This is a genomic window from Mangrovicoccus sp. HB161399, from assembly GCF_013184745.1.
GTDB lineage: Bacteria > Pseudomonadota > Alphaproteobacteria > Rhodobacterales > Rhodobacteraceae > Mangrovicoccus.
Window position 1 is genome coordinate 49,171 of record NZ_JAATVU010000013.1, and the last position, 25,060, is coordinate 74,230.

Genomic DNA, 25,060 nt, shown 5'->3' on the forward strand with positions numbered 1-25,060 from the left:
CTCGACGACGTTCGGCCCCTGCGCCCCTGTCCCGGTCCCGCTGCCCGCGCCGCCACTTTCCGCTGCCCTGGCAGGACCCGTACCGGCCGCACGGCCGCGGATGCACTGCGCCTGATCCGGACGGGTCCGGCACCGTCCTAGCGGGCCAGCATCTCCTCCACCCAGGCCGGGACCAGCTCGGTCGCGGGGCCCTGCCGGGCCTCGTCGAAATCGTGGCTGACCTCGGAGCGCTCGAGATTGAGTTCCAGCGTCTCCGCCCCGGCCCGGGAGGCATCCTGAACGAAGGCCGCCGCCGGATAGACCTGCCCGGAGGTGCCGATCGCGACGAAGAGCTCCGCCGCCCGCAGCGCGTCCCAGATCTCTTCCATGTGGTAGGGGTATTCGCCGAACCAGACCACGTCCGGCCGGGTCGCCGCCTTGCCGCAGGCGGGGCAGGCATCCGACGTCCTCATCTCGCGCGGCGCGTCCCACCGCGCGCCGCAGGCATGGCAGAGCGCGCGCATCAGCTCGCCATGCATGTGCCAGACCGCCTTGCTTCCGGCGCGCTCATGCAGGTTGTCGATGTTCTGGGTGACGATCAGCACCTCGCCCGGCAGCCCCGCCTCCAGCCGCGCCAGCGCTTCGTGCGCGGCATTCGGCGCGGCATCGAGCAGGTTCGCCCGCCGGGCATTGTAGAAACCTGTCACCAGCTCGGGATTCCGCGCGAAGCCCTCTGGCGTCGCCACGTCCTGCAGGTCGTATTTCGTCCAGAGCCCGTCCTTGTCCCGGAAGGTTCCGAGCCCGCTTTCCGCCGAAAGCCCCGCGCCGGTGAGGATCACGATCCGCGCCATTTCAGCCTCCTGTGCCGCTTGCGCCCTCTTCGGACGGGTCGGCGACCGCCGTCAATCGGCGAAAGCCGCGCGCCCCGGCGGCCGATGGTCCGTCCTGCCGGCCCGGGGCCGCGCAGGCCGGCTGGCATGTCCCGGGCCGGAAAGGCGCGGCAGGCTGTGCCAGACGGAGACGGGCAATGCCAAAGCGCCGCCGCTTGCATGGAAATCCGCATCGTCAAGGCCCATCAAGGCTGCAGCACCGGGGCACGCTGGCCGAGATGGGAGTGCTTTGCGGGCAGAGCGCGGAGCGCCCGTGCAGCCGCCGGGCAGCCCTGCGGACCGGCCGCGCGCGGCTGCACTTGCGGCAGCCCTGCCGGTGCCGAAGACGCCCCGGAGGCGCCGGGATGCCGGCGCGGGCTGGCACGGCCGGCACCCGGCCCGGAGCGCAGCCGGGCGTCCGCGGCGGCGCCAAGGCACCGCGGCAAAGGCTTCACTCGGGCAGGATGCGCCCCAGCGGGCGGCCCGCCACCAGATGGACATGCATGTGCGGCACTTCCTGGATCGCGTCCGGACCGGCATTGGAGATCAGCCGGAAGCCCGAGCCGTCCTTGCCCGGCTGCACGCCCAGCTCCGCCGCGATCTTCCCCAGCACGCGGGTGAAGTCGACGATCTCCGCCTCGGAGGCCTCCAGCGCGAAATGGTCGTAGGTGGCATAGGGCCCCTTCGGGATCACCAGCACATGGTGCGGCGCCTGCGGGGCGATGTCGGAGAAGGCCAGCGTGTGCTCGGTTTCCATCAGCGGCTTCGAGGGGATCTCGCCGCGCAGGATCTTCGCGAAGATGTTCTGGTCGTCATAGGGATAGCTCATCGCGGCTCACTCTCCGGTCAGGTCTGGATCTGCGCACAGGTCTGTCGCGAGCCCCAGGGGGATGTCAAGCGCGCGGGCCATGCAGACGGCTGCGGCCTCCCGCCCGTCCCCCGGCTCGATCGCCTTGCACAGCCCGGCCCGGCCGAGCGCGGCCTCCTCGGCGGCAAGTTCGGCCGCCACCGCCGCAAGCAGGCCGCCGCCCAGGCCGATCCGCGCGCTGTGGCCGGCCAGGAACTCGGGGTCGCGCCTCGTGCCGATCCTCAGGACCCGTGCGCCCTGCCCGGCCAGCGCCGCCAGCAGGCCGCCATGGCAGGGATCGCAGGGCAATGCCAGCGATCGCGCGCCGATCGCCTCTGCAACCCGCGCCAGGTACGCCGCCGGAGCCGCCCGCCGGTCCTCCAGCCGCCGCCCGTAGCCGCCCAGATCCGGATCCTGCGCCCCGGCCTCGTCGAAGAGCGCGCCGGGCGCGGCTGCGCCGGTCCGCTCCGCCAGCCGCCGCGCCAGCCGCGCCGCGACATGCCAGCGCTTGCAGACGATCAGCCGCAGCTCCGGCGGCGGGCGCTCCCAGGGCGGCGGCGGGCTCGCCCGGCCCTCCCGTCCCCGGCCCGCCAGCCAGAGGTGGCGCTGCCGCAGGTCGGCCGTCGCACCCGCCGCCGGAGCGTCCTCCAGGAAGCGCCGCTCCAGCTCACGGCGCAGCCCCTCCGCCCCCGGCGCGATCTTGCGCAGGAAGAACCGGTCCGAGGCCAGCACGGCCTCCGCCTGGTCGTCGTGGAAGCAGACCGGCATGCCGTAGTCGGAGAAGATCAGCTGCGTCAGGATGCGCTGCGAGCGTTCGGCCTCCGGCACCAGATGCGCGACCACGGTCTGGAAGAAGGTCTCGTCCGGGATCCAGCTGAGGCGGAAGAAGCGCGGAATCCCGGGACGGTCGCGGCAGAGGCCCAGCACCGCCTCTGCCGTCCGCCGCCTGAGGCACCACCATTGCGAGCCGATCCGAAGCGGCAGGTCCGGCGGCAGCCGCCGTTCCAGCCCCAGCGCGCGCTGCAGCGCCAGCGCGGCGGCGAAGAGACGGGGATGGCCGCGCTCGTTGAAGGGATGGCGGTAGAGCACCCGCTCCGCCTGCAGCCCGGTCTTGATCCAGCCCGAACGGAAGAAATCCCGGGCCTCGATATAGTCGGCCGGCGCCGCGTCCAGATGCGCGCGCAGCTCGGCCAACGGGCGCAGCGGCATGCAGTCCCCCGAGAGCAGCAGCAGATGGCCGGCCTCCGGCGCCTCCTTCAAGGCCCGCCGCATCATCGCCAGCGTCGCCTCGACCAGCGACCATTCCCCCCAGCCGCAGCGCCGCCTGCGCCTCACCAGATGGACCCGCGGGCGCCCGGCGACGGCCTCCGCAAGCCGCAGCCAGTCCGCCTGGCCTGCATTGCCGTCGAAATGCACCACCACATGGTCGCCCCGCGCGGCCAGCATCCGCGCCTGCGCCGCCACGCGGTCCGGTTCCTTGTGCGCCAGGAGGAGAAAGGCGATGGACGCCACGGATTTTACCTGAATTCGTCAGACTTTCTTCACCTCATGGCGCCAAACCGTTGAGAAAGGACGAAGAAGGGCAGCGGCATGGGATTTCCCGGCATCTGGATGACCGAGAGCGGCACGGTGGCCTACCGCGTCGTCCCGAAATGCGCCTGCTCGACCATCGGCCAGATCCTCTACCACTCGGATCACGGGCGGTTCTATGACGGCGACATCCACGACGCCTCCGAAGGCCTATGGAAATGGTCGATGGAGGAACGCCGCGCCGCGATCGAGGATGCGGTCTTCGCCCCCGACGTCCCGGTCTTCACCTGCGTGCGCAACCCCTACCGGCGGATCCTGTCGGCCTTCTTCGACAAGATCTGCGGCGTGCAGCGCAACGGCAACCGCTACCGCGGCAACCTGGTGCCCAAGGTGATGCAGCTCTACGGCGTGGAAGTGGACGGCAACTTCGACCAGATCGCCAGCTTCCGCCGCTTCCTGCTCTTCGCCCGCGACACGATCCTGTTCCGCAAGCCGATGGAGCCCGACATCCACTGGTCGTCCCAGTCCGGCCATGTCGCGACGCTGATCGCCAATGGCGGCCGCTACGACCGGATCATCGCGACCGAGGATTTCGAGGCGGGGATGCGCGCCGTTCTGTCGGATTTCGAGCCGCGCCACCCGGTCGAGCTTGCCGCGCTGCCGCGCTTCAACGAGAGCTCCGGCCACGGCCCCGAGCGCGCCCACCCGGTGGAGGCCTATTTCGACGACATGTCCCGGCACATGGTCTGGGAAGCCTACCGCCGGGACTTCGAGCTGTTCCGCTACGACCCGGCCGATCCGGGACGCGCCGCGCCTCTGGGCGAGATCGACCTCGGCGAGGTCCATCGCTGCCTGTCGGACTGACCGGCCCGCCTGCCGCGATCAGCAATGCCTTGACCGAGCCGCGCTAGAGTCGCGCGTGCCGCCCCGCCCCGGCGCCCGCACGGAGATGAGCCGGTGACGCAGTACCCGACTTTCGGCACGCTGAAGGAGACCGACACGGTATTGCCGGAAATCCCAGAGACGCTGGCCGGCGGGGCCTTCCGCCGCCGCCCGGCGGCAGCGGCTGGATGGCAGCGGCGCTGCGCAAGCTGGCCGCGGCAAGGCAGGAAGACGGCCGGAAGCAGCCTGAGCAGCTCATCGAATTCACCATGCTGTCGAACGAGGTCGCTGCTGCCTGCGGCTCGATCATGGTTTCCAGCGAGGAGTTCTCCGTCCCGGTGCAATCCATCGGCCAAACGGCCGGCGATTTCCGGAGCGTGTCTCGGGACATGCGCGGCTCCGCGACCGAAGCGTGCCACCAGATGGCGGAGGCCGACGGAGCCACCGGCCGCTCGATGGAGGCCATGCGCGCGGCGCTGGCCATGTCCGGACGGCTGGCACGGGCTTCCGGCAACATTGCCAAGGCGGTCAAGCAAATCGGCCCGATCGCCATGCTGACCAACCTGCTGGCGTCGAATGACAGCCTCGGGGCCGCCGCGCAGGCGATGCCGGGCACGGGATTTCGGTCGTCGCCGAGGAGGTCCGGGCACTGTCGGAACAGACCAGGACCGCGACGAAGGCGATCCGCGGGACGGTCTCAAGCTTCGACTCCGAGGTCCCGGCCATCGCCCGGAGCGTCGGCGATGCCGAGGGCACGGCCGAAGTGGCGCAGAAGAACCTCGCAGTGCTCGACGGCGTGCTCGGCCTCGACGACCGCCTGCAGGGCATCGCCGGCGCGGTGACCTCGCAAGCGGACGCGACCGGCAAGCCGGCGCGCGATGCCGCCGAAACCAGCCGCCTGGCCGAGGCCAATATCGACATCACCCGGACCAGCGACACGGCGATCACCGCGCTGGTCCCGGCCTCCGCGCGGGAGCTGGCCAAGGTCGCGGAGCTGGACGTGCCCGCCAAGATCGCGCGCCTGGCCAAGGCCGATGGCGTGTTCTGGAAGAGGCGGCTCGCGGATCTGTTCTTCGGCCGCACGCGCGTCGACCAGAGCGAGCTGAGCGACCATCGCTGCTGCCGCCTCGGCAAGTGCCATGGAGGACCCGACTCGGCCGCCTGCCGGGATCTCGAGGCGCCCCATGCACAGGTGCATGCGGCCGGAATCCGCGCGGTCGGCGCGTTCAACGCGGGACGCCGCCAGGAAGCGCTCGCGGCAATGTCAGAGGTCGAAGCCTGCTCGAAGGAGGTGATCCGCCTGCTGGACCGGCTGATCGCGGAAGACGCCGCGGAAGACGCGAGGCGCCGAGCGCTCGCTCCGCCGGCTGCATCCGGCACATGCGCTACCATCGGCTGGCGCGCGCCGCAGTACAGAACATTGCCGCCCCATGTTGGGTTCAGACTTGTCTCGGGTCAGCCCGCATCCGGCCCCACCCCGGTCCGGGCTGCGGGGCTCCCGGAATTCCGTCCGCCTGTCCGGCGACCCGGGCCTCCGCGGCTGCCCCTCCTCCGTCTCCAGGCAACATGGCGAGACGCGCTCCGCGCTGGTCCGGCCCCGGACATGGCAGCGGCGCGTCACGCGATTTCTTCCCGCCCTTCCCGCGCAAAACGCCTGGCCGCTCTTCGCGGCCAACGCGGGGTCGGCCAATCAGACGTCCCGCTGGCGGGCGAACCCGGCTGCGCCCGACGGCCAGCCGGCTTTGTCACGGCACTTGGCCCGGGACCCGCGCATTTCCTCCATGATGGCCATGGCGCCCGCCGGGCATGCAGCGCTGCTCCGACATCCCCGGCCTGCCCCGAAAGACGCCAGGGACAAACGCCACCCATCCGCGCAAGGGCCTCCGATCGCACACGGCACCGGCATGACGGCTGCGGCGACCTTGGCGAAGGCGTCCAAGCGCGCATCGCAGCGCGCGTTTGCAGCAACCGGACCGGAGGCAAGGGCGATGCCCGGCAGCCGGGACGACGCCATAGGGCTGGCGCCGACACCGCATCCGGACGCCCGGTCCGTCAGAGGCAGGCACCTGGCAGTTCCCCCCAAGGCGCGGAGAAGGGCATCGCGGGCCGCCGGCCTGGAAAGCGCGATGCCTTCCCGGAAAAATGCAGGTATCGGAGGTTCCCGACATCCGGCGCGACGCCCGTCATGCGGCATCTGCCGCGGATGCGCCCCGGTCCGGCTGGCCCCTGCCTGTCCGTCCGCCCCGGGACAACGCGGGCCGGAGTTCCGCCGCCCCGGACAGGACGGCGGCGGACGGATCAGGCGGCGAGGCCGGCCGCGCGGAAGGCGCCCGCAACGTCGGTCTGGGGCCGCGCGCCCATATGGCGGATGACCTCCGCCGCGGCGAGCACGCCCATCTTGCCGGCCGTCGCCAGGTCGCGCCCAGAGGCCAGCCCGTAGAGCAGCCCGGCGGCGAACTGGTCGCCCGCGCCGGTGGCATCCAGCGGAACCACCTTCGTCACAGGCACCTCGACCTTCTCGCCGCCGCGCAGCAGCCAGACGGACTCGCCCGAGCGGGTGCAGATCACGGTCTCGCAGACCGCGGCCGCCTCGGCCAGCGCGGCCTCCAGATCCTCGGTCTCGTAGAGCGCGCACCATTCATGGACATTGCCGATCACGTAATCCATCTGGCCCGAGATCAGCGCCTTGAAATCGGCACGGTGGCGGTTGACGCAGAACGGGTCCGAAAGGGCGATCCCGGCCTTGCCGCCGCCCTTGTGGCAGAGCTCGGCCGCCTTCAGGAAGGCCGCCTTCCCCGGGTCCTTGTCGAAGAGATAGCCCTCGAGGAACAGCAGCCCGCAATCGCCGGCGACCTCCTCGGGGACATGTTCGGGACCGACCGCGGCAGAGACGCCCAGATAGGTATTCATCGAGCGCTCGCCATCGGGCGAGACGAAGATCATCGAGCGCGAGGTCGGAAGGTCGGCGGGCGCTGGCGCCACCGCGAAATCCGTGCCGCCGTCGGTCATCGCCTGCGCGTAGCCCTTCCCGAGGCTGTCGTCGCGGACGCGGCCCATGAAGGCCGTCTTCAGTCCCAGCTGGCCGATCCCGGCAAGCGAGTTTGCCACCGAGCCGCCCGGCGCCTCGGTGCGTTCCTTCATCGCGGCATAGAGCAGCTCGGCCCGCTCGCGCTCCACGAGCTGCATGATGCCCTTCTCGATGCCCATCAGGTCGAGGAAATGGTCGTCGACCGGCGACAGGACATCGACGATGGCATTGCCGATTCCGGCAACGGCGTAGCGGTGGCTCATGCGGTCTTCTCCTCGAACGCGCAGTAGTCTCGGATGATGCAGCGGCCGCAATCGGGCTTGCGTGCCTTGCAGATGTAGCGCCCGTGCAGGATCATCCAGTGATGGGCGTGCAGCTGGTACTCCGCCGGGATGTTGTCCTCAATGGCGCGTTCCACCGCATCGACGTCGCGGCCCGGGCAGAGTCCGGTGCGGTTGCCGACGCGGAAGATATGGGTGTCGACCGCCTGGGCGGGGATGCGCCACCACATGTTCAGCACGACATTCGCGGTCTTGCGCCCCACGCCGGGCAGCGATTGCAGCGCCGCGCGCGAGCTGGGCACCTCGCCGCCGTATTCCTCGACGAGGATGCGGCTGAGCTTGATGACGTTCTTCGCCTTGTTGCGGAACAGCCCGATCGTCTTGATGTGCCCGATCAGCCCCTCCTCGCCCAGATCCAGCATCTTCTGCGGCGTGTCCACCGTGGCGAAGAGCGCGCGCGTGGCGCGGTTCACGCCCACGTCGGTGGCCTGCGCCGACAGCGCCACGGCGACCAGCAGCGTATAGGCGTTCACGTGGTCGAGCTCGCCCTTCGGCTCGGGCTCGGACTGGCGGAAGGCCTCGAAGGCCGCGCGGACGGTGTTGTAATGGGCCTGCGGCGCCATCGGCGTCGCCGACGGGGCGGAGGCGGCAGGCGCGCGCAGCTTCTTGCGGCGCGCCGGCCCGGAGGGGGCAGGTGTCTGGGCCATCTTCCCTAGCTCTTGCAAGGTCGGTTCCCTTTCATAGGCGGCGCACGCCCGGGATGCCAGCCCGGCGGGATGCCGCGCGCCGCCGAAACCGCTGACGGCATGGCGCATCCGGAAAACCATGCATTGGCAAGGGCCAACACGTCCTTCCGGGAGCTTTCGGACCGGCATCCTGCAGCGGGGCCCGTTGACCATGGATGCCGAATTCGATTGCCTGACAGGCGATCCCGCCGCCACCGGTGCCACGCTCGGCACCGTCGGCCATCCGGTGGCGGGCACAGGTCCCCGGAGCGGTTGGGGCCCCCTCGTGCGGACCGAAGGCACCTTCCTGCAGATCCCCGCAACCCGGACCGACAGGACCTTCGGCCTGCCCGCAATCCGCATGCAGGAGGGCGGAAGACGTCGTGCAGCCGCTCGCGGTCGGCAGCACATCCGGTATTCCCTCCGCGGCTGCAGCCACGGCGCTGTCAGCGGCGGGTTGTCCCTGGCTTGAACTGGCCGATACAGCGATGCCGACGGCTGCACGCCGGCCACGCAGGTGTGCGAGGCGGATGCCCGCGAGACCGCCGCGATGATTGCCGTGACCACTTCGGACGAAGGCGTCTGGGCCGGTCCGAGCATGTCGGATCTTGCGACGGGCCAGCCTGCGCCGATCCGGAAAAGCGATTTTGGCATGCGGAAGGCCGAGAGGCTCGAATATGCCGCCGTCGCCGCCCTAACAGACGGGCGGCTGTCTCCTCGGCAGGACTCCTTGCGAGGCCGGCAGCGAAGGCGGCGGGGCCGGTTTCTGCATCATCGGCCGGTTCTTCGTCGGCTACGGCAGCGCGGACGACGCCGCCGCGGTCCTGCCCGATGCCGGCCATGCCTGCGCCGAAAAGACCGCCTGCGGGACGAGCCAGCCGCAGGCCACCACGCTTGAGAACGGCGGCTTCGCGCAGAGTCCCCGGGCCGGCATCACGCCCCTCCTCCTCTTCGGTGCCGACGACACGGCCATCACCGGCACGCTGGAGACCGGCGGTATGGAAAGCGGCGGGATGGAAGGCGGCGCGGATTCCCAGACCTATTGCGGCAGGCGAAGGACGGCATGACCAGCGCGAAGGCCGGAGCGGCTACCGTCAAGGACGGCGCGGCTGACGACACCGTCAACGGCAATGCCAGCCAGGAACCGCACAGCGGCGCGGATGCCGACGTCATCCCTGGCGGCGGCGGCGTCAAAAGAGATGCCGGACGCAGCACCGTCGACCTGAGAGGCGACGTATCCCTGATCATGGGGGCAGGCGACTACGCGCTGCGCTGCGGATCGGAGGGCGACACGATCTTCGGCGGCAAAGGCCGGTATCGCATGCAGGGCGGATGCGGTGCCGATCTTGCCGGTCTGGACGCGGAAAACGGCCATTGCAGCGGCAACGCCTCGGACATCGTTGATGGCAACGACGTGCTGACCGGCGATCCCGGAACGGACGTCCTGCTTTTGCGGGCCTGCTCGGCAACCACGCGACCACCGATTGCGGGAGTGGAACCGGGCGGAGCGGCCATGCGATCAACGATGGAGCCGACCCGTTCGGCACCGTGCTCTATCTGGAGGGTGCCGGCTGGGGCACAAACATTTCCCGCGCCGGTTTCCCCGGAACGATCCTGATGGTCGGAGCCGGCGCGCGCGCTCCCTGTCGGAGAGCAGCTTCCTGTTCCTCTGCGGGCAACCCTTGGGCGGCAGGGGCGCGTGGCCCCTGCCCCTCTGCCTCAGGGGGCCAGCACCAGATGCGGCGTGCCGTCGGAGCGGCGCGCGGGCGAGACGCCGTCCGCCCCCACCAGCGCCGAGACCTGGCGGCGGAAATTCGAGAAGCTCTCGAACTCCACCACGTCCACAGGCTGGTCGAAGCGCAGCGAGATCTTCCAGTGGCTGCCCTGCTTCTCCAGCCCCAGCACTTCGCCCGCGAAAGGCTGCCCGAGGAACCGGCCGCGCACGCGCTGGCCGACCATCGCCGGGGTGTCGGGGGCGTTGCGCCGCGCGAGCGCGGCGGCGGTGTTCCAGTCGCGCACGCCATGGCGGCGGGCGACCTGTTCCAGCGCCTTGGACTGGGTCAGGGGGCGCCCGGCGGCGGCGGCATCGGCCCGCAGGGCGCGGGCCTCGGATTTCAGGACCTCGAGGGTCGGAAGGGCGGGCATGGCATGTCCTTTCGCAGAGTCTGCGCCTCGGGATGGACAGGGCCCGCCTTGCCGTCCGGGCGCAAAAGCGTCGGGAGCATGGAACTTCGGAGCCGGACTTCACCATGGCCACAGGGCCGCGGGCGGCAGGTGCCGGAACCTGAGCCGCAGGTAAGCCTGCGCGGCCCGACTGTCAACGGCTCAGAGCCGCCGCCCCTCCTCGTGCTCCAGCCGCTGCTGCGAGACGGCCTCGTGCTTGTCGGCCTTCTGCTGTTCCTTGAGGCAGCGGGCGACGAAATCCATGTGCGCTGCCACGGCCTCGCGCGCGGCGGTCGGATCGCGGTCCTGCAGCGCGCGGTTGATGTCGCCGTGCTGGGCCAGCAGGATGTCGCGGGTGGCGCGCTGCTTGAACATGATCTGGCGGTTGTAGAACACGCCCTCGCGCAGCAGTTCGAACATCGAGCGCATCATGTGCAGCGTGATCACGTTGTGGCTGGCCTCGACGATGGACAGGTGGAATTCCGCGTCCAGCCGCGCCTCGTCGGCCGGGTTGCGCTTTCGGTGCGCCATCTCCATGCGGCGGTAGATCGTGTCGATCACTTTCAGGTCGGTATCCGAGGCCATGCGCGCGGCGCGCTCGGCGGCCAGACCCTCCAGGTCGCGGCGGAAGTCGATATAGTCGAAGACCGCATCCTCGTTGGTGGAGAACAGCCGCACCAGCGCAGGCGAGAAGGCGGAACCCAGCACCTCGGCGACGAAGACGCCCGAGCCCGCCCTCGCGGTCAGCAGCCCCTGGTCCTGCAGATGCGCCACTGCCTCGCGGAGGCTGGGACGGGAGACGCCGAGCTTTTCGGACAGGTCGCGTTCGGCCGGCAGGCGCTCGCCCGGGCGCAGCACGCCGCGCAGGATCAGATCCTCGATCTGGCGGACCACCGCCTGGCTGAGCTTCTCCGGCTCTATGCGTCTGAATGTCATTTGCCTGCCCCCGATCTGGTCAGATGTTATAACCGGAGCGGCCTGCAGGGCAACGCCCTGCACGGAAACCGCTCCGATTTCCTGACCGGGAGCGCAGGATCAGGCCGTCGGGCGGATGATGACCTCGACGCGGCGGTTCTGCGCGCGGCCCTCGGGGGTGAGGTTGGAGGCGACCGGCTGGTCCTCGCCCTTGCCTGTGGAGGTGATGCGGCCGCCCGCGACCCCGGCATTGACGAGCACGCCCGCCACGGCGCCTGCGCGGCGGTTCGACAGGTCGAAATTGTAGCCCGCCGAGCCGGTGTTGTCGGTATGGCCGACGATCTGGACCGTGGTATCGGGATATTGCTGCAGGTTGCGGGCGAGCGCCTGCAGGTCGCTGCGGCTTGCGGAAGAAACCGAGGCACTGTCGGTGGCGAAAAGCACGTCCTGCGGGAAATTCACCAAGAGGCTGTCACCGGTATTCGTGACGGTGATCGCATCGTTGCCGAGGTCGTTGCGCAGCGAGGCCGCCTGGCGGTCGAGATACTCGCCGATTCCCGCGCCGAGAATGGCCCCCGCCGCAGTGCCGATGGCGACTGCCTTCGGATCGCGGTCGCCCGCCACGACGCCGGCGATCGCCCCGGCCGCCGCGCCAGTCAGCGCGCCGGCATTGCGGTTCTGGTTGTCGGGATTGTTGACGTTGTTCATCAGGGCCGGGTCGCAGGCCGACAGCGTCAGGGCCGCGGTGGTCAGCAGAAGGGTCGCTCGGATCATGGATCGCCTCGTTGGTCGTTTTGGCGTCACTATAGACGAGCCGGCGGAAAACGAAATCACTCCGCGGTGACCTCTGCGTGTGCATCGGCGCGGGCGCTCTCCCAGGCGAGGATCGCGCGCTTGACCGTCAGCCCCCAATGGTAGCCGCCGAGCCCGCCGGATTTCCGCAGCGCGCGGTGGCAGGGGATGAACAGGCTGACCGGGTTGCGCCCGACCGCGGTGCCGACGGCCCGGACCGCCTTCGGATGGCCGATGGCACGGGCGATGTCGGAATAGGTGGTGACATGGCCGGAGGGGATCTGCAGCAGCGCCTCCCAGACCTTGATCTGGAACGGCGCGCCGATCAGGTGGAGCTTGCCGCCCCGGCCCTCGAAGGCGGCGCGGGCCAGCGCGCCGACCCGCGCCGGCTCCTCGGCGAAGCGTGCTGCAGGCCAGCGGGCAGCCATGTCCTCCCAGGCGGCCGCGCGGCCGAATTCCCCGCTGAAGGCCATGCCGCAAAGGCCGCGGGCCGTCGCCATCGCGAGCGCCTCGCCGAACGGCGTGTCGATCCAGGCCCAGCCGATCTCCAGCCCCTCTCCCTTGCGCGCGTAGTCGCCGGGGCTCATCGCCTCCCAGGTCAGGAACAGATCGTGCAGCCGTCCCGCCCCGGACAGGCCGAGCGCATGCGCGGTGTCCAGCGTCGTGTGCCGCTCGGCCAGAAGCCGCCTTGCATGTCCGAGCGTCAGGTACTGCTGGTAGCGCTTCGGCGAGACCCCGGCCCAGGCCGAGAACAGCCGCTGGAAATGCGCGGGCGACATGCCCATCCGGCGCGCAAGGTCGTCCAGCGCCAGCACTTCGCCGCCCGCGCGGTCAATCTCCTCGATGGCGCGGCCGATGACGCCGTAATGGTAGTCTGTCTCGAGGGCGGTGTCGGGCATGGCTGGGTCCTGCATTGGTGTCGGCCCATCCTATCCGCGCGCCCCGCCCCGCGCGACCCGGAGCTTGCGCCAAATGCAGGAAGCCCCGCAGGGGGCGTCCCTGCGGGGTTCAGGAATGTCGCGGCGGCGGAGCGGCGGCTCAGTGCAGCTTGGACTTCACCTGGGTCAGGGCGTCCTCGAACAGCGCCTCGGACTGGGCCGGGGCCATCTGCTTGGCGATGACTTCTCCCGCGGCGGCAACGGCGACGTTGACGGCCTGGTCGCGGACTTCCTTGATCGCCTGGGCCTCGGCGGAGGCCAGCTGTTCCTCGGCGGCAGCCATGCGGCGCGCGATCGAGGTCTCCAGGTCCGCCTTGCCCTTCTCGGCGGCGGCCTTGGCTTCCCGCTTCGCGGTGTCGACGATCTTCTGGGCCTGCTCGGCCATCTCTTCCTGCTTGCGCTTGTAGGACGCCAGCAGGGCCTGTGCCTCCTCGCGCAGCGCCTTGGCCTCGTCGAGCTCGGAGCGGATCGAGTCCGCGCGCTTGTCCAGCATCTTGCCCAGGATGCCCGGCACCTTGAAGTACACGAGCACGGCCACGAACAGGATGAAGGCCAGCAGCACGACGAAGTTGGTGTTGTGCAGCGAGAAGAACGGGCCGGTGGCGGCAAGCGCCGGACCGGCAGCCAGCGAAAGGGCGAGTGCGATGATGCGGGTCATGGTCTCAGCCTTTCACGCGGGTGTCGACGGCAGCGTCGATCGCGGCCTGGTCGGCCGACATGCCGAGCGCGGCAACCAGCGCGGCGGCGGTGTCCTTGGCGACGGCCTCGACGCTTTCCATGGCACCGGCGCGGATCTCGGCAATTGCCTTCTCGCTCTCGGCGGCCTTGGCGGCGATCTCGTCATCCGCCTTGGCGATGGCGGCGTCGAGCTCAGCCTTGATCTCGGCCTTGGCCTCGGCAACGATCCGGGCGCTTTCGGCCTTCGCGTCCGCCAGGGCCTTCTGGTAGGCCTTCTCGGCTTCCAGCGCCTGGGCCTTCAGCTCCTCGGCGGCGGCAATGTCATTCGAAATGGTGCCGCGGCGCTCGGCCAGGATCATGGCGATGCGCGGCAGCGCGATTTTGGACAGAATCCAGTAGATCGCGGCAAGCGCGACGATCAGCCAGAAAATCTGGTTGGCATAAGTCGTGAAATCGAGCTGCGGCATGCCGGCTTCGGCCGTCTGCAGCTCGGTCGGGTGCGCCACGGTCTCGCCGTGCAGGACGACGGCTGCACCATCCGCGTCGCTCAAGCCATGGGTCTCATTGGCCATCTAGGGTCCTCCGGTCCGCCGTTGTCTCCACGGGCGGGCGCGCTGGCGCGCCCCCACCCGGTCGTAAGGATGATCGAGGGTCCGGATCAGACGGCGAACATCAGGAGCAGGGCAACCAGGAACGAGAAGATGCCCAGTGCTTCTGCGAATGCGATGCCGATGAACAGGGTCGCGGTCTGGTCGGCAGCAGCGGAGGGGTTGCGCAGGGCGCCGGCAAGGAAGTTGCCTGCCACGTTGCCCACACCCATTGCGGAGCCGCCCATGCCCATGCAGGCCAGACCAGCGCCGATGTATGCACCCATTTGAACGATATCGCCTTCCATAGTCGTATCTCCTTACGTCGGAAGTGGCAAATTGTCAGGTTTTCGGGATCGGACCTCAGTGGCCGGGATGCAGGGCATCCTTCAGGTACACGCAGGTCAGAATGGTAAAGACGTAGGCCTGGATGAAGGCCACCAGGACCTCGAGGCCGTACATCGCGGTGATGGCGACGACCGAGAGCGGCGAGATCGCGGCGATTGCGGCGAAGCCCGCGAAGACCTTGATCACGGCATGGCCGGCCATCATGTTGCCCGCAAGTCGGATGGAGTGGCTCACCGGGCGGACGAAGTAGGAAATCACCTCGATGAGCGCCAGGATCGGCCGCAGCGGCAGCGGCGCGGCGGTGACCCAGAACAGGCCGAGGAAATGCGTGCCGTGCAGGATGAAGCCCAGCACCGTCACCGAGATGAAAACCGCCAGCGCGAGGACCGCGGTCACCGCGATGTGGCTGGTGGTGGTGAAGGCCAGCGGCAGCAGGCCGAGGAAGTTCGAGAACACGATGAAGAGGAACAGAACCATGATGTACGGGAAGTACTTCACGCCGTCCTTGCCCGCGACGTCCTCGACCATCTTGTAGACGAAGCCGTAGGCCAGCTCGGCGATCGACTGGGCCCGGCCCGGGATCACCGCGCGGCCGCGCGCGCCGAGCACCATCAGCGCAGCGACGCAGGCGACGGTGATCGCCATCCAAAGCGTCACGTTGGTGATCGTGTACCAGTGGACTTCGCCATCACCGAACAGCGGAACGACCTTGAACTGGTCCATCGGGTGAAAGACAAGGCCGCCGCCTTCGGAATGGGCTGCATCCGCCATGCTCAAGGTCCTCTTCTCTGTCGGGCCGCCGCCCGTTACGCCTCAGGGTCCGGGGACCCGCTTGTCTCTTTGCCGGCAGCGCGCGCCGCCTGGCGTTCCTTCTGGACCTCCTGCGCGGTGTGCATCATGGTTTTCACCCCGGCCGCGAAGCCCAGCAATGTAAACAGCACCAGCATCCAGGGACGCGTGCCGAAAATCGCGTCCAACCCCATGCCGATGCCGAGGCCGATCCCGAGACCGGCCACGAGTTCCGTCACCATCGTCCAGGCCATGTTGGCCTGGCTGTACTTGTCGTCCGCCCTGCGGGGCTTCGGCTCGTGCGTGCCGCGCAGAGCCTGAAGCCGCTCTTCAAGCTGGCGGAGCCGATCGCCGTCGCCCGGGTCCGTCACGAGAGCCTCCCTTGGAACTGGCGACGTTGTAGGCGTTTATGGAACTGTTCGTCAATTGTCCGTGTCGGCATGCAACCCATTGAAAACATTGGCCGGTGAAAAGATGCGGCAGAACGCCCGCGGAAGAGTCCGCAAAATGCTAATTCAACTGATCAGTTGAGTTTGCGCTGCCACAGCGGGGCCGTCGCGGCGTCAAGCGGCCTTCCCCGCCCCGGGCCGGAGCGCTAAGGAAGCACATGACCGATGACCCTCTCGACCTCGCCTTTTCGGCGCTTGCCGACCCGACCCGCCGCGCCATCCTCGCGATGCTGCTGGAGGACGACATGGCAGTGACCGACGTGGCGGCGCCGTTCGAGATGTCGCTGGCGGCGGTCTCCAAGCATCTCGCCATACTCGCGCGGGCCGGGCTGATCCGGCAGGAGAAGCGCGGCCGCGTGAAATGGTGCAAGCTGGAACCCGACGCGATGCGCGGCGCCAGCGTCTGGATGCAGGGGTTCGGCCAATTCGAGCCGGTCAACCTGGACGACTTCGAACGCTTCCTCGCGCAGGAGCTTCAGGACGCGGATGCGCCGGGAACCTGCGAGAGCGACTGGTTTTCCGGGGAAGACGGCGAGGCATTGCCGGAGAAGTAGAACATGACAGCGGCGCGGCCTCGCTTTGGTGCGGTCTAGCCGCAGCGCGGGCCTTGCGCCGCTGTCATGGGCCCCTCCTGGCCTCCCTGAAAACAGCGTTTAGCATATGAAAACCGGCTGCGACAGCGTGCTGTTGCCGGAATCCCCGTTTTTCTCCGACTTTTTGCCACTTGATCCCGTTTCGATTTGCGCCGCAGTCCGCAAACTGTTCCGTAAAATGATTCGAAACGAATATGTGCACTGCGGAAACTCCGCTCAGGCCAGCGTCCACGAATCGGCAGCGGACTTCAGATGCGCCAGAATCGCCTGGACCTTGGCGGTGCGGTGCAGGTCGACATGGGTCACCAGCCAAAGCGGCGCCGCCCATTCCGGCTTGGGCTCGACCACCTGGACCAGATCCTCGTATTGCGAGGCCTCCCAGCTGGCCATGAAGCCCAGGCCGATGCCGGCGCGGATCGCGTGCTTGACCGATCGCCCGTCGCTGCCGCGCATGACAATGTTCTGGCGCGGCACGTTATCTTCCATCCAGCGGTAGAAGGGCGCGCGGCTGTCCATGTTCTCGTAGCCCATGAACTTCTCCTGCGGCAGCTCCTCCTCCGGGATCGGCAGGGCGCGGCCGCCGAGATACTTCCGCGAGGCATAGAGCGCGATCTGGATCGTCGAATAGCGCTGCACGACATTGTCGGGCTCGTTCGGCGCAGTGCCTGCGCGGATCGCGACATGGGCCTCGCCGTATTCCAGCCGGAACACCCTGTCGCCGGTGACGAAGCGCACGGTCACGCCGGGATTGGCCATCTGGAATTCGGCCAGCACGGGTGACAGCAAAGGTGACAGGGACTCGATGGAAGTGACAACCAGCTCGCCAGTGACGGAGTCCCCCCGCCCCTTCAGGCGGCTCGCCAACTGGGTGAACTGGTCGTCGGTCGCCTGCGCGACCTGCATCAGGTCCTGGCCGGCCTCGGTCGCCGTGTATCCGCGGGCATGGCGCTGGAAGAGCTTCGTCCCCAGCCGCTTCTCCAGCGAGTCGATATGGCGGATCACCGTCGCATGGTGGACGCCCAGCACCTCTGCCGCGCCGGAAACCGTTCCGAGGCGCGCGACGTGATAGGCCGTCCGAATTTCATCCCAAGCATCGATAGACATATTGTGATGTGCACTCATGAACAGAATTGCCGATAACCATGCATACTTTGTTCGCTGCTGCAAGGCCCCATCTGTTGGTCACAAGCGGCGCGGTGCCCCGACGGCACGCTGCCGCAGACATTCGACCCTGCCGCGATTACGGCCAACAGAAAGGAAGACATCATGTTCCGCAAAGCAACGCTTGCCGCCCTCGCCATCGCCGCCACCGGCGCAGCCTTCTCGGCGCAGGCCAGCGACCAGCTGGCCACCTCGCTCGGCGTGCAGCCGGGCCAGTACACCACCTCCGAGCTGGCGCAGATCCGCGCCGCCAAGGAAGCCGGCGACAATACCCGCGTGAAGTTCCTGCTCTCGGGCGGCGCCGAACCGACCGGCGTCAACGGCAACGGCCAGCTGGCGCTGAGCCTCGGCGTCCAGCCGGGCGAATACACCACCGCCGAGCTCGTGTCGCTTCGCGGCGCGATCGAGGATGGCGACGCCCAGTCGCAGAACTACATCCTGAGCGGCACGCAGCGCGTCACCCGCAATGCAACCGCATCGCCCGCAGCCGCGGACTCGCAGCTGGGCCAGCTCCTGCGCGTGGATGCCACCCAGTTCAGCTCCGGCGAGCTGGGCGCGATGTATCTCGACGCGCATGACTGACCGCTGGCCGGCGGCCCCGGCCGCCGCGCGCAGCCGCAATTTTCAAGGGCGTCCCGTTCCGCGGGGCGCCCTTTTCGCACGGCGCCTTCATCCCGAGGCGGATCACGGCTGAAAGACGACCTTCTGACTGTGATGCGCACCCGTGAACAAAGCGGAGGTCAATCGCCGGCGGCCAAAGCCCCGCGCCAAGCACATAGGTCAATGGCGCAGACGTCGAGCCGCCAGCCACGGCGCGCCGTCCGGAACGCCGGACAAGGGAAAGGCAGCGCCATGGCCGCCAGGAAAACCTCGGCCGCAGTCCTGCTCGCCCTCTGCGGCACCGCCGCCGCCAATGCGGGCCGGCTGTCGCGATGCCTTGGCCAGCCCCGGGCCAGCACACCACCTGCGGGCCTGCCGCCATCAAGGCCGCCGAGACCAAGGGGGACGCCAGCCAAGCCAACTTCCTGCCAGCCCATGGCGGCCGCCCTGTGGCCGGGGCCGCGCAGCTGGCAGCCGAACAGGGGCTCGACCCGGCCGGCCACACCGCCATACAGCTCGCCCAGATCGCCGAGGCGTGCAACACCGGCGGCCGCGGCACCGCCGCCTGGATGATCCACCGCGGCCCCTCGGCCTGCGGCATCAGCAGCAACCGCCAGCCGGCCCTGTCCATGGGCCTCCCACACCGGCGCGCAGCCCGTCGCGATCGCGCATGCGCGCGAGACCGGCAAGGCCTTCGCGGCACAGTCCCTCGCGGACGGTGCCGCCGTCCCGGGCGAGGCGAGCACGATCACGGGATGACCTGCACCGCTCTCTCCCGCCCGCCGCAAGGGCGCTCCGGTCCAGCCGGGGCGCCCTTCGCCGTCAGGCTGCCCAGTTCAGGAACAGCCCGACATCCCCGGGCATCCCGTTCGGGAAGTCGATGATATAGGCGCGCAGGTGATAGCCCGCCGGTTTCGCCAGCCGTTCCCAGGCGCCGTAGAGTTCGTGCGCCTTGAGCGGCAGCGTGTCCGGCCAGTTCGGCAGCGCATTGTTGATCGCCCTGCCCTTGTCGGTGCACAGGCTCGAGGGAAAGCGCATCACCATCACCTCGAACATGCCGTGGTCCACGGCGTGGCGGATTTTCTTGCGGACCTCGTCAAGCTCCTCGCGGCTCAGATGCCCGCGGGTGAATTCCTCGGCGACGTCGCGCATCGACCCTTCGGCCTTGGCGCGCCTGCTTTCCAGCAGCGCCTGCTTCTCCGCCTCCAGTTCCGCCATCTGGGCGCGCAGCTCGGAGGCGGTGATAACCTTGTTTTTCTGCGGATGTGCTGCAGTCGTCATTTGACCCTCCTCGGCCATGTCGTCCGGCACTTTCTTTCCGGGGCGGCCCGTCCGAGTCGTCCCTCCTGCCACGGACTTTTCCACGATAGCCGCCCCCGTGCCTTGCGCCATGTCAGATCCCCCGCGGTTTCGCCCGCTCCCGGCAATATGAACGCCGCCCGGGGCTTCCGCCCTGCCCGACTATATAATATGCAGCGCCGCAGCGCCCTTGTGCCGATCAATCTGGTCCGGGCGATTGACTTTTGTCCCGCGCCCGTCTATGCGCGGGGTCCAATCCCGGAAGCCCCCGAGTCTTCCGGTCCCGGCCGTTCCGGGATCGACACACGCCAGCGCGATGCGCCCGCGGGTGCCGTTTCCGCTTGATCGGGTTCCAATCGGGATCACCGCCTCCCATCTGGGAAGCATGTCGTCAACGGTCGCAGGAGGACCTTGGATGTTCGAAAGTCTGTCGGAACGCCTTGGCGGGGTCTTCGACCGTCTGACCAAGGCGGGGGCCCTCTCGGAGGAAGACGTCAAGACCGCCATGCGCGAAGTGCGCACCGCGCTGCTGGAGGCCGATGTCTCGCTGCCGGTGACCCGCGACTTCGTCAAGGCCGTCACCAAGAAGGCCACCGGCGCGAACGTCACCAAGTCCGTGACCCCCGGCCAGCAGGTCGTGAAGATCGTCCATGACGAGCTGATCGAGATGCTGGCGGGCGACAACCCGAATCCGGGCGAACTCAAGGTCGACAGCCCGCCCGCGCCGATCCTGATGGTCGGCCTGCAGGGCGGCGGCAAGACCACCACCACCGCCAAGATCGCCAAGCGGCTGAAGGAGCGCAACAACAAGCGCGTCCTGATGGCCTCGCTCGACACCAACCGTCCGGCCGCAATGGAGCAGCTGGAAATCCTCGGCCGCCAGATCGGCGTCGACACCCTGCCGATCATCCCCGGCCAGGACGCGGTCGCCATCGCCAAGCGCGCCAAGCAGCAGGCGGAACTGGGCGGCTACGACGTGTTCCTGCTCGACACCGCCGGCCGGCTGTCGATCGACGAGGAGCTGATGACCCAGGTCGAGCGGGTCCGCGATGTCGCGAGCCCGCGCGAGACCCTGCTGGTCGTCGACGGCCTGACCGGCCAGGACGCCGTGACCACGGCGGAGAATTTCGACAGCCGCATTGGCATCTCCGGCGTCGTGCTGACCCGGATGGACGGCGACGGCCGCGGCGGCGCCGCGCTGTCGATGCGCGCCGTCACCGGCAAGCCGATCAAGTTCGTCGGCCTCGGCGAGAAGATGGAAGCGCTGGAGGAATTCCACCCGCACCGGATCGCGGGCCGCATCCTGGGCATGGGCGACATCGTCAGCCTGGTCGAGAAGGCGCAGGAAACGCTGGAGATCGAACAGGCCGAGCGCATGATGAAGCGCTTCCAGAAGGGCCAGTTCAACATGAACGACCTGCGCTCCCAGCTTGAGCAGATGATCAAGATGGGCGGCATGCAGGGCGTCATGGGCATGATGCCGGGCATGGGCAAGCTGGCCAAGCAGGCCGAGGCAGCCGGCATGGACGACAAGGTCCTGCGCCGCCAGATCGCGCTGATCAACTCGATGACCAAGAAGGAGCGCGCCAACCCCGCGCTGCTGCAGGCCAGCCGCAAGAAGCGGATCGCCCAGGGCGCCGGTCTCGACGTGCAGGAGCTGAACCGGCTTCTCAAGATGCACCGCCAGATGGCCGATGCGATGAAGAAGCTCGGCAAGATGAACAAGAAGGGCCTGATGCGCCAGATGAAGGGCCTGATGGGCGGCAAGATGCCGTCGGAGGCCGAAATGGCGGAGGCGCAGTCCCAGATGGGCAAGATGGGCGGCATGCCCGGGCTGGGCGGCGGAATGCCCGGCCTCGGCGGCGCGCCCCTGCCTCCGGGCCTGTCCGGCTTCGGGAAGAAGAAGTGACGATGCAGGTCCCCGTTCTCAATACCGGCCGGCTGGTCCTCGGACCGCTCGGCGAGGCGCATTTCGACGCGATCGCGGCGTTCTACGCCTCCGACCGCTCGCGCCATGTCGGCGGGCCGAAGACGCGCGACCAGGCCTGGCGCCAGCTGGCCTGCGAAATCGGCCATTGGACCTTGAAGGGCTATGGCCGCTTCGCCGTGACCGAGGCCGCGACCGGCGCCTTCGTCGGCAATGTCGGCGCCTGGTGCCCCGAAGGCTGGCCCGAGCCGGAAATCGGCTGGGACCTGATGGACGGCTCCGAGGGCAAGGGCTACGCCACCGAGGCGGCCCGCGCGGTCCGGGACTGGTGCTACGGCACGCTCGGCTGGACCACCGCGATCAGCTTCGTCGACCCGCAGAACCCGGCCTCGGCCGCGGTGGCGCGGCGGCTGGGCTGCATCCTAGACGGCATGCATGACCTGGTCGGCCACGGCCCGGTCCAGGTCTGGCGCCATCCGGCGCCCGGACGAGTATCGGAGGCTGCGGAATGATTCCCTACGGCACGATGCACCATGTCTACATCCACGCCCGCTGGACCTGGCCGACCTTCACCCGCGCCAAGGCGCCGGTGGTGTGGCGGAACATGTTCCGGCTGGGCCGCGCGGCAAGGACCTCGCTGCGCCGCCGCGACGTGCCGCCGCCGCTGGGCCATGCCTTTGCGCTGCGCCTGCCCCATGCCGTGCCCGTGGCCGCCCATGGGAGGGCCCGATGAGCGACGCGAAGACCGCCGAACGCGCCGCGGAGCTCCTCAAGGGCCACCGCGAAAGCATCGACCGGCTCGATGCCATCCTCGTCTACACGCTGGGGGAGCGCTTCAAGCACACCCAGGCGGTGGGCAAGCTGAAGGCCGAGCACGACCTGCCGCCGTCCGATCCGGCGCGGGAAGCCATCCAGATCGCCAGGCTCGAACGCCTGGCGGTCGAAGCAGATCTGGATCCGGAATTCGCCAAGAATTTCCTGAACTTCATCATCGCCGAAGTGATCCAGCACCACAAGAAGCACCAGTCGTAAGGCGGCAAAGCCGCCAAGCAACGCCATGAATATGAAAGGACTCAACCCATGGCCATGAAACTTCGTCTCGCCCGCGGCGGTTCCAAGAAGCGCCCCCACTACGCCATCGTCGCGTCCGACTCGCGCATGCCGCGCGACGGCCGCTTCCTGGAGAAGCTGGGCACCTACAACCCGCTGCTCGCCAAGGATGACGAGCGCCGCGTGGTGATGAACCTGGAGCGCGTCCAGTACTGGCTCGGCGAAGGCGCCCAGCCGACCGACCGCGTCTCCCGCATGCTGGAAGCCGCCGGCGTCGTCGCCAAGAAAGAGCGCGCCAACCTGAAGAAGGGCGAGCCGGGCAAGAAAGCCAAGGAGCGCGCCGAAGAGAAGGCCGCCAAGGCTGCGGAAGCTGCAGAAGCTGCTGCCGCTCCGGCCGAGGAAGCTGCTGCCGAGTGAGGCAGATGCGCTTTCCGGACAGCTTCCCCGACGAGCTGGCCCGGCTGATGCGGCTCCGGCGCGACGTGCGCCGGTTCCGCACGGACCCGGTGCCGGAACCCGTTCTGGAGCGCTGCCTGGACAGCCTCGCCTCCGCCCCCTCCGTGGGGCTGTCGCAGCCCTGGCGGCTGGTCGATGTGGCCAGCCCCGCGGCGCGGCAGGCAATGCGCGCCATATTCAGCGAGGCCAATGCGGCCGCGCTGGCCGGATATGACGGCGACCAGGCCCGGCTCTATGCCGGGCTGAAGCTTTCCGGGATGGATCGCGCGCCGGTGCAATGGGCGGTGTTCTGCGACGAGGAAACGGAGCAGGGCTCGGGTCTCGGCGCCGGAACGATGCCCGAAATGCGCCGCTATTCCGTCGTCTGCGCGGTGATGCAGATGTGGCTGGCCGCCCGCGCCGAGGGGCTGGGGATGGGCTGGGTCTCGATCCTCGACCCAGGGAAGGTCCGCGACGGCCTGGCCGTTCCCGCCAGCTGGCGCCTGGTCGCCTATCTCTGCATCGGCTGGCCGGAAACCGAAGACGATTGCCCCGAACTCGAGCGCCTCGGCTGGGAGCATCGCCATCCCCGCCCCGCGCTCGTTCCAAGATGATCCTGCCGAGGGAGCCCGCCCGGTGATCCGACTGATAATCTATGCGGCCCTGCTGGCCGCCGGCGGCTATGCCGGAGCCGAATATGCCCGCTACGAAATCCTGCAGGCCTGCCTCGACGCGGGCGGCTCGGTCGATGCGCGCGGCTTCTGCAAGGGAGTGAACTGATGGCCGAGCTGACCTGCGTCGGCGCGATCGCCGGCTCCTTCGGGGTGCGCGGCGAGGTGCGGCTGAAGAGCTTCTGCGCCGATCCCGAGGCGATTGCCGACTACGCGCCGCTGACCACCGAGGACGGCAGCCGCAGCTTCACCGTGAAGATCACCCGGCCGATCAAGAACGGCCTGGCGGCGCGGCTGGGCGGTATCTCCACCAAGGAGGCCGCCGATGCGCTGAAGGGCGTGCGGCTCTACGCGCCGCGCGACCGCCTGCCCTCGCTGCCGGATGACGAATTCTACCATGCCGACCTGATCGGGCTGGAGGTCGTCGATACCGGCGGCACGCGCCTGGGCCGGGTGCGCGCGGTCTATGACCACGGCGCGGGAGACCTGCTGGAAATCCATGGCCCCGGCCTCAAGGGCGGCGTGCTGCTGCCCTTCACCCGAGAGGCGGTGCCGACGGTCGACCTGGCCGCTGGCCGGATCATCGCCGATCCGCCGGCCGGGCTGTTCGGCGGGGACGAGGACGAAGACGAAGACGGGAACCCGCAGGAATGAGCGACGCGCCCACCCGCAGCCACGGCCGCAAGTCGATCCGCGCGACCATGCACCCGCGCGACCTGCTGTCCGAGACGCCCGAGCTGGCCAATGCCTGGCAGGCCCGGATCGTGACGCTGTTCCCCGGCGCCTTCCCAGGCGTCCTGGGCGAAAGCCTGACCGGCAAGGCCCTGCAGGACGGGCTGTGGCAGCTCCATCCGGTCGACCTGCGTCCCTTCGGCGAGGGCCGCCACCGCAATGTCGACGACACGCCCGCGGGCGGCGGCGCCGGCATGGTGCTGCGCGCCGACGTGGTGTCCCGCGCGCTCGACATGGCGATGGCCGGAACGCCCGACGACCGCATGGACTGGCCGCTGGTCTATCTCTCCCCGCGCGGACGGCGCTTCAACCAGGCGATGGCGCGGCGCTGGTCGCAGGCGCGGGGCATCACGATGCTCTGCGGCCGCTTCGAGGGCGTCGACCAGCGGGTGCTGGATGCCTACCAGGTCGAAGAGGTCAGCCTGGGCGATTTCGTCCTCACCGGCGGCGAGATCGCGGCGCAGGCGATGCTGGACGCGACCGTGCGGCTCCTGCCGGGCGTGCTCGGAAATGCCGCCTCCACCGAGGAGGAGAGCCATTCCAACGGGCTGCTGGAACATCCGCAATACACCCGCCCCGCGGACTGGGCGGGCCGGGAGATCCCCGAGGTCCTGCTGTCGGGCAACCATGCCAAGATCGCCGAGTGGCGGCGGCAGCAATCCGAGGCCCTGACCCGGCAGCGCCGCCCCGACCTGTGGCAGCTTCATTCCGGCAGCGCCCCCGACAAGACCTGACCGCCGCGCCCTGCCCTGCCGCCGCATTCCCCGGCCGGCGGAAATCGGCTAGGATCCC

General features: G+C 69.1%; 31 protein-coding genes and 1 pseudogene. 15 read left to right on the top strand and 17 right to left on the bottom strand.

Features of this window, described 5'->3' with window-relative positions; translation table 11 throughout:
- Window positions 1-137 precede the first annotated feature (137 nt).
- From HCC78_RS09605 to HCC78_RS34750, 3 genes are all read right to left on the bottom strand, one after another.
- Entirely contained in the window at window positions 138-830 is a 693-nt protein-coding gene (locus tag HCC78_RS09605; RefSeq protein WP_172328552.1) for an NAD-dependent deacylase, read from the bottom strand.
- A 469-nt stretch (window positions 831-1,299) separates the two neighbouring features.
- Window positions 1,300-1,677, bottom strand: coding sequence for an HIT domain-containing protein (locus tag HCC78_RS09610; protein WP_172328553.1), 378 nt, complete (start codon window positions 1,675-1,677; stop codon window positions 1,300-1,302).
- A gap of 6 nt (window positions 1,678-1,683) precedes the next feature.
- Window positions 1,684-3,207, bottom strand: a complete 1,524-nt coding sequence (locus HCC78_RS34750) for a DUF5928 domain-containing protein (protein ID WP_172328554.1) — start codon at window positions 3,205-3,207, stop codon at window positions 1,684-1,686.
- 78 nt (window positions 3,208-3,285) lie between these two features.
- Here HCC78_RS34750 and HCC78_RS09620 point away from each other — a divergent pair, with 78 nt between their 5' ends.
- The 3 genes and pseudogenes from HCC78_RS09620 to HCC78_RS34760 all read left to right on the top strand — a co-directional run.
- Window positions 3,286-4,089: a sulfotransferase family protein gene (locus HCC78_RS09620; protein ID WP_172328555.1), complete on the top strand. Its 804-nt coding sequence runs from the start codon at window positions 3,286-3,288 to the stop codon at window positions 4,087-4,089.
- 206 nt (window positions 4,090-4,295) lie between these two features.
- Window positions 4,296-4,949 (top strand): hypothetical protein, encoded by a 654-nt coding sequence (locus HCC78_RS34755; protein ID WP_371743800.1) that lies wholly within the window; start codon window positions 4,296-4,298, stop codon window positions 4,947-4,949.
- Window positions 4,950-5,146: 197 nt separating this feature from the next.
- Window positions 5,147-5,266: pseudogene (locus HCC78_RS34760) on the top strand (CZB domain-containing protein); the annotation flags it as partial.
- A 1,139-nt stretch (window positions 5,267-6,405) separates the two neighbouring features.
- Here the strand turns inward: HCC78_RS34760 and HCC78_RS09630 are convergent.
- Window positions 6,406-7,398 (bottom strand): adenosine kinase, encoded by a 993-nt coding sequence (locus HCC78_RS09630; RefSeq protein WP_172328557.1) that lies wholly within the window; start codon window positions 7,396-7,398, stop codon window positions 6,406-6,408.
- Window positions 7,395-8,039, bottom strand: a complete 645-nt coding sequence (gene nth / locus HCC78_RS09635; protein WP_172328623.1) for an endonuclease III — start codon at window positions 8,037-8,039, stop codon at window positions 7,395-7,397. Before nth ends, HCC78_RS09630 begins: the two co-directional genes overlap by 4 nt.
- A 1,165-nt stretch (window positions 8,040-9,204) precedes the next feature.
- Here nth and HCC78_RS09640 point away from each other — a divergent pair.
- Window positions 9,205-9,759 carry a hypothetical protein gene (locus tag HCC78_RS09640; RefSeq protein ID WP_172328558.1) on the top strand — a complete coding sequence of 185 codons (555 nt, stop codon included), beginning with the start codon at window positions 9,205-9,207 and terminating at the stop codon, window positions 9,757-9,759.
- A gap of 101 nt (window positions 9,760-9,860) precedes the next feature.
- Here HCC78_RS09640 and HCC78_RS09645 read toward each other — a convergent pair whose 3' ends face one another.
- The 9 genes from HCC78_RS09645 to HCC78_RS09685 all read right to left on the bottom strand — a co-directional run bounded on the left by HCC78_RS09645 (window position 9,861) and on the right by HCC78_RS09685 (window position 15,722).
- Window positions 9,861-10,286 (bottom strand): glyoxalase superfamily protein, encoded by a 426-nt coding sequence (locus tag HCC78_RS09645; RefSeq protein ID WP_172328559.1) that lies wholly within the window; start codon window positions 10,284-10,286, stop codon window positions 9,861-9,863.
- 180 nt (window positions 10,287-10,466) lie between these two features.
- Window positions 10,467-11,240 (bottom strand): FadR/GntR family transcriptional regulator, encoded by a 774-nt coding sequence (locus HCC78_RS09650; protein ID WP_172328560.1) that lies wholly within the window; start codon window positions 11,238-11,240, stop codon window positions 10,467-10,469.
- Between the two features lie 99 nt (window positions 11,241-11,339).
- Window positions 11,340-11,993 carry an OmpA family protein gene (locus HCC78_RS09655; protein ID WP_172328561.1) on the bottom strand — a complete coding sequence of 218 codons (654 nt, stop codon included), beginning with the start codon at window positions 11,991-11,993 and terminating at the stop codon, window positions 11,340-11,342.
- A 56-nt stretch (window positions 11,994-12,049) separates the two neighbouring features.
- Entirely contained in the window at window positions 12,050-12,910 is an 861-nt protein-coding gene (locus tag HCC78_RS09660; RefSeq protein WP_172328562.1) for a bifunctional helix-turn-helix domain-containing protein/methylated-DNA--[protein]-cysteine S-methyltransferase, read from the bottom strand.
- A gap of 139 nt (window positions 12,911-13,049) precedes the next feature.
- Window positions 13,050-13,607 carry a F0F1 ATP synthase subunit B gene (locus HCC78_RS09665; RefSeq protein WP_172328563.1) on the bottom strand — a complete coding sequence of 186 codons (558 nt, stop codon included), beginning with the start codon at window positions 13,605-13,607 and terminating at the stop codon, window positions 13,050-13,052.
- Window positions 13,608-13,611: 4 nt separating this feature from the next.
- Window positions 13,612-14,199, bottom strand: a complete 588-nt coding sequence (locus tag HCC78_RS09670; protein ID WP_172328564.1) for a F0F1 ATP synthase subunit B' — start codon at window positions 14,197-14,199, stop codon at window positions 13,612-13,614.
- A gap of 86 nt (window positions 14,200-14,285) precedes the next feature.
- Window positions 14,286-14,522, bottom strand: coding sequence for a F0F1 ATP synthase subunit C (locus HCC78_RS09675; protein WP_108262886.1), 237 nt, complete (start codon window positions 14,520-14,522; stop codon window positions 14,286-14,288).
- A gap of 55 nt (window positions 14,523-14,577) precedes the next feature.
- Complete coding sequence (locus HCC78_RS09680; protein ID WP_172328565.1) at window positions 14,578-15,333, bottom strand: F0F1 ATP synthase subunit A; 756 nt, start codon at window positions 15,331-15,333, stop codon at window positions 14,578-14,580.
- 35 nt (window positions 15,334-15,368) lie between these two features.
- Window positions 15,369-15,722 (bottom strand): AtpZ/AtpI family protein, encoded by a 354-nt coding sequence (locus HCC78_RS09685; protein ID WP_172328566.1) that lies wholly within the window; start codon window positions 15,720-15,722, stop codon window positions 15,369-15,371.
- Between the two features lie 236 nt (window positions 15,723-15,958).
- Between HCC78_RS09685 and HCC78_RS09690 the strand changes: the two genes are divergently transcribed.
- Window positions 15,959-16,354, top strand: coding sequence for a helix-turn-helix transcriptional regulator (locus HCC78_RS09690; RefSeq protein ID WP_172328567.1), 396 nt, complete (start codon window positions 15,959-15,961; stop codon window positions 16,352-16,354).
- 255 nt (window positions 16,355-16,609) lie between these two features.
- Here the strand turns inward: HCC78_RS09690 and HCC78_RS09695 are convergent, their stop codons facing one another.
- Window positions 16,610-17,497, bottom strand: a complete 888-nt coding sequence (locus HCC78_RS09695) for a LysR family transcriptional regulator (RefSeq protein ID WP_216671094.1) — start codon at window positions 17,495-17,497, stop codon at window positions 16,610-16,612.
- 162 nt (window positions 17,498-17,659) lie between these two features.
- On the opposite strand from HCC78_RS09695, the gene HCC78_RS09700 reads away from it, so the two are divergent.
- Entirely contained in the window at window positions 17,660-18,136 is a 477-nt protein-coding gene (locus tag HCC78_RS09700) for a hypothetical protein (RefSeq protein ID WP_172328568.1), read from the top strand.
- Window positions 18,137-18,294: 158 nt separating this feature from the next.
- On the opposite strand, the gene HCC78_RS09705 is transcribed toward HCC78_RS09700, so the two are convergent.
- Window positions 18,295-18,906, bottom strand: coding sequence for a hypothetical protein (locus HCC78_RS09705; RefSeq protein ID WP_172328569.1), 612 nt, complete (start codon window positions 18,904-18,906; stop codon window positions 18,295-18,297).
- A gap of 70 nt (window positions 18,907-18,976) precedes the next feature.
- Entirely contained in the window at window positions 18,977-19,435 is a 459-nt protein-coding gene (locus HCC78_RS09710) for a histidine kinase (RefSeq protein WP_172328570.1), read from the bottom strand.
- A gap of 433 nt (window positions 19,436-19,868) precedes the next feature.
- On the opposite strand from HCC78_RS09710, the gene ffh reads away from it, so the two are divergent.
- From ffh to trmD, 9 genes are read left to right on the top strand one after another with little or no spacing between them, the layout of a single operon-like run.
- Window positions 19,869-21,362 carry a signal recognition particle protein gene (ffh, locus tag HCC78_RS09715; protein WP_172328571.1) on the top strand — a complete coding sequence of 498 codons (1,494 nt, stop codon included), beginning with the start codon at window positions 19,869-19,871 and terminating at the stop codon, window positions 21,360-21,362.
- Window positions 21,363-21,364: 2 nt separating this feature from the next.
- Complete coding sequence (locus HCC78_RS09720; protein ID WP_172328572.1) at window positions 21,365-21,892, top strand: GNAT family N-acetyltransferase; 528 nt, start codon at window positions 21,365-21,367, stop codon at window positions 21,890-21,892.
- A complete protein-coding gene (locus HCC78_RS09725; protein WP_172328573.1) occupies window positions 21,889-22,113 on the top strand; it encodes a hypothetical protein in 225 nt (74 codons plus the stop codon). Before HCC78_RS09720 ends, HCC78_RS09725 begins: the two co-directional genes overlap by 4 nt.
- Window positions 22,110-22,412 carry a chorismate mutase gene (locus HCC78_RS09730; protein WP_172328574.1) on the top strand — a complete coding sequence of 101 codons (303 nt, stop codon included), beginning with the start codon at window positions 22,110-22,112 and terminating at the stop codon, window positions 22,410-22,412. The genes HCC78_RS09725 and HCC78_RS09730 overlap by 4 nt, the downstream gene beginning before the upstream one ends.
- Window positions 22,413-22,460: 48 nt before the next feature.
- Window positions 22,461-22,847: a 30S ribosomal protein S16 gene (gene rpsP / locus HCC78_RS09735; protein WP_172328575.1), complete on the top strand. Its 387-nt coding sequence runs from the start codon at window positions 22,461-22,463 to the stop codon at window positions 22,845-22,847.
- A gap of 5 nt (window positions 22,848-22,852) precedes the next feature.
- Entirely contained in the window at window positions 22,853-23,479 is a 627-nt protein-coding gene (gene bluB, locus HCC78_RS09740; RefSeq protein ID WP_172328625.1) for a 5,6-dimethylbenzimidazole synthase, read from the top strand.
- 22 nt (window positions 23,480-23,501) lie between these two features.
- The gene (locus tag HCC78_RS09745) at window positions 23,502-23,645 is read left to right on the top strand and encodes a hypothetical protein (RefSeq protein WP_172328576.1); all 144 of its coding nucleotides are present in this window, start codon (window positions 23,502-23,504) and stop codon (window positions 23,643-23,645) included.
- Window positions 23,645-24,190: a ribosome maturation factor RimM gene (rimM, locus tag HCC78_RS09750; protein ID WP_172328577.1), complete on the top strand. Its 546-nt coding sequence runs from the start codon at window positions 23,645-23,647 to the stop codon at window positions 24,188-24,190. The genes HCC78_RS09745 and rimM overlap by 1 nt, the downstream gene beginning before the upstream one ends.
- Window positions 24,187-25,002, top strand: coding sequence for a tRNA (guanosine(37)-N1)-methyltransferase TrmD (gene trmD / locus HCC78_RS09755; protein WP_172328578.1), 816 nt, complete (start codon window positions 24,187-24,189; stop codon window positions 25,000-25,002). Before rimM ends, trmD begins: the two co-directional genes overlap by 4 nt.
- The last annotated feature ends 58 nt before the right edge of the window (window positions 25,003-25,060 follow it).